The following is a 12758-nucleotide window of genomic DNA, read 5'->3' as shown; positions in this document are numbered from 1 at the left end:
CCGGTTCGGTCCAGGGGAGTGCAACATACCCCCGGGGGGTATATTCCCGATCCGGCCGTCGGAGTCTCCTGCGGCTCCGCAGGCGCGCGAGCCGTTAGCCCGGGCGCGCTACCCTCGCCCCGTGCTCCTCCGAGCACCGCCCCTCGACACCAGGAGCCCCGATGGCCGCCCCCACCGTCCTCTTCGTCTGCATCCACAACGCCGGCCGCTCGCAGATGGCCGCCGGCTACCTCCGCGCCCTCTCCGGCGGCGCCGTCGAGGTCCGCTCCGGCGGCTCCGAGCCCGGCGACAGCATCAACCCGATCGCGATCGAGGCGATGGCGGAGGAGGCCATCGACATCTCGCAGGCCGTCCCGCAGCTGATGACCACCGAGCAGGTCCAGGCCTCCGACGTCGTGATCACGATGGGCTGCGGCGACGTCTGCCCCGTCTTCCCCGGCAAGCGCTACGAGGACTGGGACCTCGCCGACCCGAAGGGCCGACCCCTCGAGGAGGTCCGCTCGATCCGCGACGACATCAGGGCCCGCGTGCAGGCGCTCGTCGCGGAGCTGCTGCCCGCCTGAGCCGTTCGATCCCGTCCGGCCGCGTCAGCGTTCGGCGGGAGGCGGGAACGTCCGCCCGACCGGAGGCGAGACCGCCGGGAGCGCCGCGCGCGCCCGGTGCAGGAAGACGGCGGTCATGACGACCCGGGCGCGGGCCGGCGACGAGTCGAGCGGGCCGATCAGCTCCTCGATCCGCGCGAGCCGGTCGTAGAGGGTCTGCCGGCCGATGCCGAGCGCGGCCGCCGTCGCCGTCTTGCTCCCCCACAGCGACGCGAAGGCCTCGAGGGTGGCGAGCAGCTCGCCGCGCTGGGCGCGCAGGGGCCCGAGCACCTCCTCGACGAGGTCGTCCGCCTCCGGATCGTCCTGCAGAGAGCTCGCGAACCGCTCCAGGCGGTACTGGCGCGAGTCGACGACTCCGCCTGCGGGCGCCCACTCGCGCGCGCCGCGCACCTCCGCCAGCTCCCGGGGCACCCGCTCCTGCCCGCCGAGCCCGCTTCCGACGCAGAGCAGAGCGTCCGAGTCGAGGGCGGCGCCGAGGCGCAGGAGCTCCGTCCGGCCCTCCTCCATCGCGGCGGCGGTGGCGAACGGCAGCAGCGCCAGCAGCTCGGAGCCGACCACGCAGAGCACCGGGCCGGGATCCGCTCCCGCGCCCGTCAGGAGGCGGAGCAGAGCGCGGAGCCGCCGGTCGTCGTGACCGGTGTCGGCCCGGACGCCGAGGTAGCGCTCCCGGGATCCGGCGCCGAGGCGGCCGAGGAAGGCGTCGATCTGGAGGTCGGCCGCCGGGTCCGCGCGCTCGACGGATGCGATCGCGAAGAGCTGGGCGGTCAGCCGCTCGGTGACCGACGGCGGGCGGTGCCGGAGCACGGCGATCGCGAGGACGTCCGGCGCCCGGTCGAGCGCGACGGCGACGGCGTGGAGGTCGGCGTCGGCGTGGGCCCGCAGATGCAGGGTGCCCAGGAGGGAGTCGCCCGCGTGCAGCACGTTCGAGAACGTCCCGGCCGTCGGCTCCGTGTCGACGCCCGGCCCGGGCGAGGCGCGGGCGATCTCGTCGCCCGTGAGCGAGACGAGCGAGGCGGAGGCGCCCGTCGCGGAGGCGACGACCTGCAGGAGCTCGTCGACGCCGGCGTCCCCGGAGGCCGCGTCGGCCAGCAGACCGGACACTCTGTCCGCCAGTCGGATGCTCCGGAACTTCTGCTCGGTGAGGTGGGTGTTGATGCTCTCGCAGACCTGCACGAAGGGGACGCGCCGGGGCAGGGCGAGCACGGGGAGGCCGAGCTCGTCGGCCGCCGCGACGATCGGCGGCGGCACCGCGGGCAGGCGCGGCGAGAGCTCGAGAGCGAGGGCGCCGACTCCCGCGTCGACCAGAGACCGCACGTACTCGCGGCACTCCGCCGGGTCCTGGTCGGTCGAGAGGAGCGCGCCCTCCATCAGGAGCAGCTCGCCTCCGAGGAGGAGGGGCGCGATGTCGAGCTGCTCGCTCGTGTGGGCCCAGCGGATCACGGCGCGCTCGGCGGCCGCGTGCCCGGCGGCCACCACCGGGAGCATGGCGGCGAGGCGCGGATCCCGCATCGCGTCCGACAGCAGGTAGGCCATACAGAACGTCCTCTCGCGTCACGGCGAATTTACACGCGGACGCGCCGCCCGAAACGGGTCCGCACGAGAGTGGAGCCTCACCGGGCGCCCCGCCCTCCCCTTCATCCCCCTCCCCGAGAGGATCCGCCATGAGCACCGACACCCTGCACGGCACCGCCGACGCCGAGGACGCGCTGAGTCCCCTGCCCGACTCCCGGCGCACCGCCCGGCTCGACGGGCAGTTCTGGATCTGGGCCGGCGCCAACATCGCCCCCATCAACTGGGTGCTCGGCGCCCTCGGCGTGAACATGGGCCTCGGCCTGGCGGACACCGTCACCGTCCTCGTGCTCGGCAACGTGGTCGGGATGGCGGTGTTCGGCTTCTTCGTCCTCCTCGGCCAGCGGACGGGGGCGACCGGAATGCTCGTGGGACGGGCGATCTTCGGCCGGCGCGGCAACTACGTCCCGGCCGCGATCCAGGCCGTGGTCGTGATCGGCTGGTGCGCCATCAACACCTGGATCGTCCTCGACCTGGTCATCGCGCTCCTCGGCTCCGTCGGCGTCGTCGACCCGGAGCAGGCGAACGTCGGCTGGAAGATCGCGGTGGCGGCGGTGATCATGGCGGTGCAGGTCGCGATCTCCTTCCTCGGCTACCGCGCGATCGCCGCCTTCGAGCGCTGGACCGTCCCGCCGACCCTCCTGGTGCTGGCGATCATGTCGGTCGTCGCCTGGTTCTTCCTCGACATCGACTGGTCCTACGCCGGCCCCGCGGAGGGCGCGCTCACCGGCGGCGACCGCATCGCGGCCATGTCCATCGTGATGACCGCCATCGGCATCGGCTGGGGCCTCACCTGGCTCGCCTACGCCGGCGACTACTCCCGCTTCGTCGGGCCCCGCTCCTCGAAGCGGGGGCTCTACCTCGCCAGCGTCCTCGGCCAGTTCATCCCGGTGGTCTGGCTCGGCGTCCTCGGCGCGACCCTCGCGACGAAGAACGGCTCCGTGGATCCCGGGGAGCTGATCGTCGAGAACTTCGGCGCCCTCGCGATCCCCGTGCTGCTCCTGGTGGTGCACGGCCCGATCGCGACCAACGTCTTGAACATCTACTCGTTCGGCATGGCGACCCAGGCCCTCGACATCCGGCTCGGGCGCCGCGCGCTCAGCCTCATCGTCGGCGTGCTGGCCTTCGCGGCCGCGGTGTTCTTCGTCTTCCAGGACGACCTCGCCACCACGCTCGACGCGTGGCTGGTCGGCCTCGTCGGCTGGGTCGCCCCCTGGGGTGCGATCGTGCTGGTGCACTACACGGTGTTCGAGCCGCGCGTCCGCTCCTTCGGGCACCTGTTCGCCCCCGTCGGCTCGCCGCTGCTGCCGGACGTCCGCTGGCGGGCGCTGCTCTCCTTCGCGATCGGCGCGACCCTGACCTGGCTGTTCATGAACGGCTCGGTGCCCGCCCTGCAGGGTCCGGCCGCGACCGCCCTCGGCGGCGTCGACGTCTCGTGGCTCGCGGGCGGAGTCTCGGCCGGCCTCGCCTACCTCCTGCTCGGCCGGGACGCTCCCGCCTGGGTCGAGCGCCGGGAGTCGGCCGCGCCGGTCGCCGCGGAGCCCGAGCCCGTCCGCGGCTGAGCCCGAGCCCCTCCGCGGGCCGGCCCCCTCGCGAGCCGGCCCGCCCCGTCCCACCCCGCACCACGAACGGAACCGCCATGCCCCTCTTCCTCTCCGACGCCGCCGTGATCACCATGGACCCGGTCTCGGGCGCCGTCCCGATCACGGCGAGCATCCGCATCGTCGACGAGCTGATCGTCGCGATCGGCCCGGGCCTCGTCCCCGAGCCGGGCGACGAGGTGATCGACGGGCGCGACCGCCTGGTCGTCCCCGGCTTCGTCAACGCCCACACCCACTCGTGGGAGTACCTCTACAAGGGCCGCTACGACAACCTGCCGCTCGAGCTGTGGATGCTGCTGTCGTACCCGATCCTCGGGAACAGCCGCGTCGCTCCGGATCTGGTGCGGCTGCGCTCGTCGCTCTTCGCCCTCGAATCGCTGAAGGCCGGGGTCACGACCCTGGTCGACGACGTGCTCGAGAACCCGGACCAGGACGCGGAGCAGCTCGCCGCGGTCTTCGACGCGTACGACGAGATCGGAGTCCGCGCCAACATCTCGGGCCACGTGATCAGCAGGCCCTTCCACGAGACGATGCCGTTCCTCGAGGAGTACGTGCCGGCGGAGATCCTCGATCAGGCGCGGTCGGCGTCGCGCCCGACGACGGAGGGCTACCTCGCCTTCAGCCGCGAGGCGTTCGCGACCCAGCACGGGAGGGGAGGCGGGCGGCTGCGCTACATGGTCGCCCCGTCCGCTCCTCAGCGGTGCGGGCCCGAGCTGCTCGTGGGGGCGACCGAGCTGGCGCTCGAGCACGGGGCGGAGTGCCACATCCACGTCCTCGAGACGAAGACGCAGCTGGTGACCGGCGAGCTGTCCTACGGCTCGACCCTGGTCGAGTACATGGAGCGGATCGGCGCGCTCTCGCCGAACACGACCTTCGCCCACGGGATCTGGCTCACCGACTCCGACATGGAGCGGATCGCCGCCGCCGGCACGTCCGTCTCGCACAACCCGATCTCGAACCTCAAGCTCGGCTCGGGCATCGCCCCGTGGCGCGCGCTGCACGACGCGGGCGTGAACCTCGGCCTCGGCACCGACGGCTGCTCGAGCAGCGACTCTCCGCGCATGCTCGACGTCGTGAAGGCCGCGGCGCTCCTGCACAAGGTCACGGATCCGGACATCGCCACCTGGCCGACCGTGTCCGAGGTGCTCACGGCCGGCACGATCGGAGGCGCGCGCAGCGCCGTGCTCGACGACGTCACCGGCAGCATCGAGGTCGGCAAGCAGGCCGACCTCGTCGTCTACGACCTCGAGACGCTGAACTTCACCCCGCGCCAGCGGCTCGAGAACCAGCTCGTCTACTCCGAGAACGGCTCGTCGATCGACACCGTGATCGTCGCGGGCCGGATCGTCGTCTCGAAGGGCGTCTCGACCACCGTCGACGAGGCGGCCCTCCGCGCGGATCTCGCCGCGCAGCTGGGGGAGATCGTGGCCTGGCAGGACTCGCTGGACCGCACGAACGGCGTGCTCATCGAGCCGTTCCGGCGGATGCACGAGCGGGCGATGCGCCACGACGCCCCCGTCGACCGCTTCAGCGGCCGCCGGCTGGTCTGAGGGCGGTCCGGCTCCCGGCGGACTCCCGGCTCGGCACACGGACGGGCGGGGGCGCGGCTCCAGTAGGTTGCGCACATGAGGTGGCGAGCGGGAGCGGTGGCGGTGCTCGTCCTCGCGCTCGCCGGGTGCACCGCGCCTGCCGACCCCGAGCCGACGACCGGGCCCACGGCCGCCCCCGTCTCCGGGCAGGGGGTCGGCGGCTACGGCGACCTGCACGTCGCGCCCGACGGGTCGATGATGTTCTGCTACTCCGACCCCGACCCCGGATTCACGGGCGTCTGGCGCGAGTGCCAGGACGGGATCCGCGCCGTGAACGTCGACCCGGCCGCGATCGACGCGACCCTCGGGGAGACGGCGACGGCCGATCCGGGCGGGCACCGCTGGGTCGGCGCGGCGGCCGGGAAGCGCACCGCCGAGGACGGCACCGACGTCTACACCGTCTTCCTCGCGGGGACGCGCTCGGACGACGCCTTCACCGTGACCGCGGTCGGCGAGGGCTCCTACCGCGTGCCGTCCGAGTACCAGGAGCTGCAGCCGGGAGTGCCGGGCGGGTTCCTGGTGCGGCTCGAGCCGATCGGCTGAGCGGGGGCGGCGGCGCGGGCGGAGGAGCTGAGCGGGGTGCAGCGGCCGGGAGGGGCGGACTCGCACCCCCGCCCGACCCTCACAGCGGGCGCGGCCGGTACCGCTCGATCAGCGCGTCGAACAGGCCGTTCATCCGCTCGTCGACCACGCGGCGCGACTCGTCGGCGTCGTACCACTCCACGATCTCGCGGGCGCCGTCGCTGAAGCGCACCGAGGGGGAGTACGCCGGGACGAGGCGGCGGATCTTCGCGTTGTCGAACACCATCGAGTGCGCCTTGTCGCCGATGATCCCGGCACCGAGCTCGGGGTCGGCCGCGGCGATCGCGTCGGAGGCGACGTGCACGAGGCGTGGCTCGACTCCGGCCGCCGCGGCGAGGTCGCGGTGGATCTCGTCCCAGGTCGGCGTCTCGTCGCCGGTGATGTGGAACGCCTCGCCGATCGCGGCGGAGGCGCCGAGAAGACCGACCAGGCCGACAGCGACGTCGTCGGCGTGCGTGAGCGTCCAGAGCGAGGTGCCGTCGCCGAGGACGACCACCTCCTGGCCACGGCGCATCCGGTCGACGACGGTCCAGCCTCCGTCGACGGGCAGCGCGGTCCGGTCGTAGGTGTGCGAGGGGCGGACGATCGTGACCGGGAAGCCGCTCGCGCGGTACTCGGCCACGAGCAGGTCCTCGCACGCGATCTTGTCGCGGGAGTACTGCCAGTAGGGGTTCCGGAGCGGAGTCGACTCGGTGACCGGGAGGCTGCGCGGCGGCTTCTGGTAGGCCGAGGCCGAGCTGATGAAGACGTACTGGCCCGTGCGGCCGGCGAACAGGTCGATGTCCTGCTGCACGTGCTCGGGCGTGAAGGCGACGAAGTCGATCACGGCGTCGAAGGTCCGGTCGCCGAGGGCGGCGGCGACGGAGTCGCGGTCGCGACCGTCGGCCTGCACCTCGCGGACGCCCTCGGGCAGCGGGCGGAGCGACGTCCGCCCCCGGTTCAGCACGGTCACGTCGTGGCCGAGCCGCAGCGCCTCGCGGACGCAGGCGGCGCTGATGATGCCCGTCCCGCCGATGAACAGCACGCTGAGCGACATGGATCCTCCTCCGGCGGCGCCCGCGGCGGACGCCTCCCGATCCGATTCCCCCACATCGGGGCGCCGCACGCGAGTCCCTTGACCCGGCTACCGCTCGACGGGACGCCGGCGCTCGTCCTCCGGCTCGAGGGCGAGCAGCGCCTCCGGAGCGGCCGCCGCGGTCGGCACGTCGGGCGCCGTCCGCTGCTCGAGGGAGCGGCCCCAGGCCGTGCCCGCGAGGATCAGCGCGATGCCGAGGAAGCCGACCGGCGCGATCGGGTCGCGGGCGAGCGCGACTCCGACGACCGCGGCCCACACCGGCTCGGTGCCCAGCAGGAGGCTGACGCGGGAGGGGGAGGTGCGGCGGACCGCCCACGTCTGCACGAGGAAACCGAAGACGGTGCAGACCAGGACGAGGTAGAGGAACAGGCCGGCGCCCACGGAGTCGAGCCCCGCGACGTACTCGGGGATCGGCACGCCGACGACGAGCGACGCGGCGCTGAAGACGACGGCGCAGGTGCCGAGCTGCACCGTGGTCAGGCGGAGGGAGTCCATCGGCGCCCGCGCCGAGAGGCGGTGCATCGACGTGACGTGCACGGCCCGCACGACGGCGGCGCCGAGGATCAGCAGGTCGCCGGGGGAGAGCGGGCGGAGGGAGCCGTTGCCCGCGAGCAGCGCGACCCCGACGACCGCGACGAGGCATGCGAGCAGGAAGCGGCCCGGGAGTCGGCGCTTCGAGACGGCGGAGTCGAGGATCGGCGTGATCACGATCGTCAGGCTGATGATGAGGCCCGCGTTGGTGGCGGAGGTGCCGGCGATGCCGTAGGTCTCGAGCGCGAAGATCGTCGCGAGCAGCGCCCCGATGGTCACGCCGACCCGCCACTCCGCCGCGGTGATCCGGTGCCGCCGCGCCGCGACGATCACGGCCAGGCACAGGGCGGCGAGGGTCATCCGCGAGCCGAGCAGCGCCATCACGCTCGAGTCGGTGACGAGCTCCTTCGCCGCGAAGTAGGTCGAGCCCCAGGAGGCGGCGACCACGAGCAGGAGGAGGTCGACCCGGAAGCGGGAGAGGAGAGCGTGCACGGCTCATCGTGGCGGCACGGAGACCCGAAGGACAAGACTGCATCTTCTTCGCCGACGCGTAAGTTGGAACTCATGGAACTCGGACAGCTCAGGGCTCTGCGGGAGCTCGGCGAGCGCGGGAGCATCGCCGCCGTCGCCGCCGCGATGCGGGTGTCCCCCTCCTCCGTCTCGCAGCAGATCAGCGCGCTGCAGCGCCGCACTCCGACGGCGCTGACCTTCCGCGACGGGCGCCGGACTGCGCTGACCCCCGCCGGCCGCGCTCTCGCGGCGGCCGTGGTCGAGGTGGAGGTGGCGCTCGAGCGCGCGGCCCGGGCGGTCGCGGACTTCGAGGGTGAGCCGAGCGGCACCGTCTCGGTCGCCGCGTTCCACAGCGCGGGGCTGGCGATGTTCGGCCCGCTGCTGGAGGCGCTGCGCGCACCGGGTCGGCCGGGCGTCGCGCTCGCCGACTTCGACGTGGCGCAGAGCGCCTTCGCCGGGCTGACCGCGGATCACGACCTGGTCGTCGCGCACCGGCTCGCCGGCAGCGCCGAGTGGCCCGGGACCGTGCGCTCCACGCCCCTCCTCTTCGAGCCGCTCGACCTCGCGCTGCGGCGCGACCATCCGCTCGCCGCGAAGGACGTCGTCCGCCCCGCCGACCTCCGCGACGAGGAGTGGGTCGCGGTGCACGAGGGCTTCCCCCTGGAACGGGCGATCGACGCCATCGCGGTCCTCGCGGGCGGCGACGCGCGCATCCCGCACCGGATCAACGACTTCCTGGTCGCGGCGGCGGTCGTGTCGGCGGGCGACGGCGTCGCGCTGCTGCCGCGGTACACGACCGACCTGCGGCGCACGCCGGAGGTGGTGCTGCGACCGCTCGGGATCCCGGGGCTCGGCCGCCACATCGACTGCCTCGCCCGGCCCGAGACGCTGGAGCGCTCGGCCGTGCGGGTCGTGCTCGAGCAGCTGGCCGGGATCGCCGCGGGGCTCGCCGCCGCGCCGTAGCATCGTGCCGTGCACCGCCTGATCGAGACCACGGCCGGAGACCCGGCAGCCACGGACCTCTTCGCCCTGCAGGAGGCCGACCTCCTCGCCCGCTACGGCGGCGACGACACCGGTCCGCGTCCGCCCGCCGACGCTCCGACCCTGCTGCTCGAGGTCGACGGCGGGCTCGTCGGCTGCGTGGCGCTCGCGGTCGAGGACGGGATCGGCGAGATCAAGCGGATGTTCGTGGTGAGCGCCGCGCGGGGCCGCGGGCTCAGCCGCGTGCTGCTCGCCGGCGTCGAGCGGATGGCGGCCCGCGAGGGCGTGGAGCTGCTCCGACTGGTCACCGGCACGGAGCAGCCGGAGGCGATGGCGCTCTACGCGAGCGCCGGCTACGACCCGATCGCGGGCTACGGCTACTGGGGCGACGAGCCGAGCGCGCGCTGCTACGCGAAGCGGCTCGACCGCGAGGCGCTGCTCGCCGACGCGGGCTGACGCTGGGCTGGCGCTGGGCTGATGCCGGGCTGCCCGTTCGGCCGTCGGGGCGTGACGCCGGGCTGCCCGTTCGGCCGTCGGGGCGTGACGCCGGGCTGCCCGTTCGGCCGTCGCGGGCCGGCGCCGGACTGACGTCGGGTGCTGCGCTCGCCCGTCGCGGGCTCTCCGGGCCGCTCGGTCCGGGGTGCTCGCGAGTCGGGCCGCCCGCTCGGAGGGTCCGTATCGGCGAGTCCGACGGGGCATCTGCGACGTCGTCCACGACTGGTCGGCGCTGCGGAGAAGTCGCTGAGGATGAGGCGCGGGGGGCGCGGCGCGCCGCCTCAGGGCAGGTTCGCGCCAGAGCGGCCTCGAGCGGCGTGCCCCGTCGCGGAGCAGGCGACTCTGTCGGAGCGGCACGGGCATCCTCCCGCGCCTCTCACCCGACTCTGCCCCCGATACCCAGGGGTGCACGATGACAGAAGGACTCCGATGCAGAACGAAGACACCAGCACGCCGACCGGCGCCCCCGATCGTCTGACCCAGCGCCGAACCGTGGTGAAGGGCGCCGCATGGGCGATTCCTGTTGTGGCCGCCTCGATCGCCGCTCCGATGGCGTCGGCCTCGACCGCCCCCCAGTGCGCCCTGCAGGACGCGCAGCGCATCGACGCCACCTCGACCACCGCGCTCGCGGCCCGGACGATCCCCGTGCCCGCGGGAACCCAGTGGGTCCGCTTCACGGCGGTCGGCGGAGACGGCGGCGGCGTCCGCACCGGGTCGGACGTCACCAGCGCCGGTGCGCGGGTGACGGGCACCATCCCCGTCGACGCGCTCGGCGGAGCGTCCGAGATCGTCATCACCGCGGGCTCGGGCGGCAGCAACCAGGCCGGCGGCCGGGGGCTCGGCAACGGCGGGGCTCCGGGCACTCCGGGCTACATCGGCTCCGGAGGAGGGGGCGGGGCCAGCGGGATCACCGCCGCGGGCTCCCTGCTCGTCATCGCGGGCGGCGGCGGCGGTAGCGCAGCCGGCTTCACCTCGAACGACGTCACCCGGTCCGCCCGCGTCGGGCCGAACGCGGGGTCCGGCGGTCCCGTCGGCGGCTCCGGCTACGACAGCGCCGTCTCGCGCGCGGACAGCAGCACCGGCTCCACCGAGCAGGCTCCGAGCACCGGCGGAAGCCAGACCGGGCCGGGGCAGCCCGGTGTGACGACGGTGAACGTGACCGAGTCGGTTCTCGGCAGCCCGGGCTCCGGGCGCGACGGCGGTGCCGGCGCACCGAGGACGAACGCGAGCCGCCAGGTGACCTACGCATCCGGTGGCGGTGGCGGCGGCTACTTCGGCGGTGCCGGCGGCGGCACCTCCCTGTGGGTGCGCGGTGGCGGCTCCTACGCGGCCAACGCGTCGACGGGCGCAGGAGGCAGCAGCTTCGCCGCGTCCGGCGTGACCGTCGAGAACTCCGACGTCGACACCCGTTCGCAGACGATGGGCTACGTGGAGGTCGCCTTCTTCGTCTGCGAGTAGCGCCTGCCCGAAGGCCAGACGAGCCTCCGTGGTCGTCCGCTCCGGCGCGCGACCACGGAGGCTCGTCGTCGTCACCGTCCGCTCCACGTCGTCCCCGTCCTCCTGATGTCCCATCACCATATCAGTATGGGAAGGAAGACACCAGCCCTCACTCCTCCTGCGGCTCCGCGCCGTCGTGCTGCAGGCGCACCAGGACGCGGCGGAGGTGCATCGCCGCGAGGACGCCGGGCCCGAGGGTCCGGGAGGTCGCGGCGGTCCGCTCGTCGACGACCTGCACGAGGTGCCGGATCGCGCGGGCCGCGCCCCCGATCGCCCGGTGCGCGGCGGGGGAGCCGGCGTCATCGCGGTCGATCGCGTCGGCGACCGCCCGGCAGGCCTCGCTCAGCGGCGGGCCGAGGGCCGGATCGAACGGGAGCGCGCCCGGCCGCTCCCAGATGGTGTCCGCGAGGGCGCCGCTCAGATCGCGGACGTGGAAGAGGATCGCGTCGAGCGTCTCGAGGCGGAGGTGGTCGGGTCGGGAGTCGCGCCGGTGCAGCAGCGCGCGCGGGTTGCCCTTGCGGCTCTCGTCCGCGTCCGCGAGGGCCGCGCGGACCTCCTCCGCCGTCCGGGCCAGCTCCTCGCCGTTGCGCGCCCACGCCTCGTGCTCGGGTGGCCACGTCTCCTCGAGCGCGGCGGCCAGCTGGCGCAGGTGCTCCGCGAGCTCGCGCTGGAACGCGTCGACCCGGGCGGAGGCCGCCTCGACGGTGAGCCCGGGGGCGACGACCACGTTCACCAGCAGCCCCACCACCACGCCCACCGCCATCTGCACGAGGTAGCCGAGGGAGTAGTCCTCGGCGTCGGCCCCGCCGATGATCAGCACGAAGAGGGCCGCCATCGGCACGTACTCGCGGCCTGCGCCGAACCACCCCGTCCCCGAGAGAACCACGCCGATCCCGACGACGAGCGGGATCGTCCACCAGGTCGGGCCGACGGTGACCACCACGAGGGCGGCGAGCCCGATCCCCGCCGCCAGGCCGAGCAGGGTCTGCAGTCCGGTGCGGACCGAGCCCATCAGGGTCGGGTACATGCTGACCAGGGCGCCGAGCGGCGCGTAGTACGGGTACTGCTCCGCGACTCCGGGAGCGAGCGGCGCGACGGCCCAGGCGATGCCGACCGCCAGCGCCGTCTTGAGAGCGAGCATCAGGCGCGAGCCGGTGACCGCCTCCCGCCAGGCGAGGGCGGCGCGGGACGTCCGGGTGCGGGGCATCCCGGCACCCTAGGCGAGGGGCGCGGACCGTCTCTCCCCTCTTGACAGCGGCGGCGGAGGCGCGAGCGGCGGTGGAAGAAAGAGGACGGCGGCTCGGGACGGCGGTGCTGATCACGACTCACGACGAACGTCCGATCCGGCCCACGTCGCCTGCGCCGTTCCACGGGGCGCCGCGGATCCTTCCTCCGTGACGAAAGCGACCGCGCGGACCGCAGGCGCCGTGAAGTGATGCCACCCCCGCTCACGGGGGCCGTTGAGTTTGCGCAGACGCCCTGTTACCGTGAACAAACCGTGCAGCTGGCGGCGTCGGAGGCCTCGAGGTGGAGGTCGCGCCGGATCCTGCGAGTCACGGCGAGCTCTTCTCCGAGGTCCACCGGGCCTCTCCCCTTGGCGCCCTCCGGCGCCTCTCCGCAGCCCCCCCGCCCCCGGGGGCGGGGGGGCTGCGGAGAGGCGCCGGAGGGCGCCAAGGGGACCGGCCCGGCCGACCTCGCAGAACAGCCCGGCGCGACTCGCCAGATC

11 protein-coding genes are annotated in these 12758 nt (G+C 74.1%); 7 read left to right on the top strand and 4 right to left on the bottom strand.

Annotated features, from left to right (window positions below):
• The first annotated feature begins 161 nt into the window (after positions 1-161).
• The gene (locus tag C5C44_RS12830) at positions 162-563 is read left to right on the top strand and encodes an arsenate reductase ArsC (RefSeq protein WP_104335975.1); all 402 of its coding nucleotides are present in this window, start codon (positions 162-164) and stop codon (positions 561-563) included.
• Between the two features lie 24 nt (positions 564-587).
• On the opposite strand, the gene C5C44_RS12825 is transcribed toward C5C44_RS12830, so the two are convergent.
• Positions 588-2135 carry a PucR family transcriptional regulator gene (locus C5C44_RS12825; RefSeq protein WP_104335974.1) on the bottom strand — a complete coding sequence of 516 codons (1548 nt, stop codon included), beginning with the start codon at positions 2133-2135 and terminating at the stop codon, positions 588-590.
• Positions 2136-2263: 128 nt separating this feature from the next.
• Between C5C44_RS12825 and C5C44_RS12820 the strand changes: the two genes are divergently transcribed.
• From C5C44_RS12820 to C5C44_RS12810, 3 genes are all read left to right on the top strand, one after another.
• The gene (locus C5C44_RS12820) at positions 2264-3733 is read left to right on the top strand and encodes a cytosine permease (protein WP_104222421.1); all 1470 of its coding nucleotides are present in this window, start codon (positions 2264-2266) and stop codon (positions 3731-3733) included.
• 77 nt (positions 3734-3810) lie between these two features.
• The gene (locus tag C5C44_RS12815; protein WP_104335973.1) at positions 3811-5322 is read left to right on the top strand and encodes an amidohydrolase family protein; all 1512 of its coding nucleotides are present in this window, start codon (positions 3811-3813) and stop codon (positions 5320-5322) included.
• A gap of 75 nt (positions 5323-5397) precedes the next feature.
• Entirely contained in the window at positions 5398-5904 is a 507-nt protein-coding gene (locus C5C44_RS12810) for a hypothetical protein (RefSeq protein ID WP_146084342.1), read from the top strand.
• 79 nt (positions 5905-5983) lie between these two features.
• Here the strand turns inward: C5C44_RS12810 and C5C44_RS12805 are convergent, their stop codons facing one another.
• Together C5C44_RS12805 and C5C44_RS12800 are read right to left on the bottom strand one after the other, a co-directional pair.
• Positions 5984-6979 (bottom strand): SDR family oxidoreductase, encoded by a 996-nt coding sequence (locus tag C5C44_RS12805; RefSeq protein ID WP_104335971.1) that lies wholly within the window; start codon positions 6977-6979, stop codon positions 5984-5986.
• 87 nt (positions 6980-7066) lie between these two features.
• Positions 7067-8041 carry a DMT family transporter gene (locus C5C44_RS12800; RefSeq protein WP_219827852.1) on the bottom strand — a complete coding sequence of 325 codons (975 nt, stop codon included), beginning with the start codon at positions 8039-8041 and terminating at the stop codon, positions 7067-7069.
• Positions 8042-8113: 72 nt separating this feature from the next.
• Between C5C44_RS12800 and C5C44_RS12795 the strand changes: the two genes are divergently transcribed.
• The 3 genes from C5C44_RS12795 (at position 8114) to C5C44_RS12785 (ending at position 10993) form a co-directional block, all read left to right on the top strand.
• A complete protein-coding gene (locus tag C5C44_RS12795; protein ID WP_104335970.1) occupies positions 8114-9022 on the top strand; it encodes a LysR family transcriptional regulator in 909 nt (302 codons plus the stop codon).
• A 9-nt stretch (positions 9023-9031) separates the two neighbouring features.
• Positions 9032-9496 carry a GNAT family N-acetyltransferase gene (locus C5C44_RS12790; protein ID WP_104335969.1) on the top strand — a complete coding sequence of 155 codons (465 nt, stop codon included), beginning with the start codon at positions 9032-9034 and terminating at the stop codon, positions 9494-9496.
• Between the two features lie 468 nt (positions 9497-9964).
• Positions 9965-10993 (top strand): hypothetical protein, encoded by a 1029-nt coding sequence (locus C5C44_RS12785; protein WP_146084341.1) that lies wholly within the window; start codon positions 9965-9967, stop codon positions 10991-10993.
• A 148-nt stretch (positions 10994-11141) separates the two neighbouring features.
• Here the strand turns inward: C5C44_RS12785 and C5C44_RS12780 are convergent, their stop codons facing one another.
• Positions 11142-12239, bottom strand: a complete 1098-nt coding sequence (locus tag C5C44_RS12780; RefSeq protein ID WP_104283006.1) for an aromatic acid exporter family protein — start codon at positions 12237-12239, stop codon at positions 11142-11144.
• Between the last annotated feature and the right edge of the window lie 519 nt (positions 12240-12758).

This window comes from Rathayibacter sp. AY1F6, assembly GCF_002932035.1.
Lineage (GTDB): Bacteria > Actinomycetota > Actinomycetes > Actinomycetales > Microbacteriaceae > Rathayibacter.
This window is presented reverse-complemented; position numbering and strand designations above follow the sequence as displayed.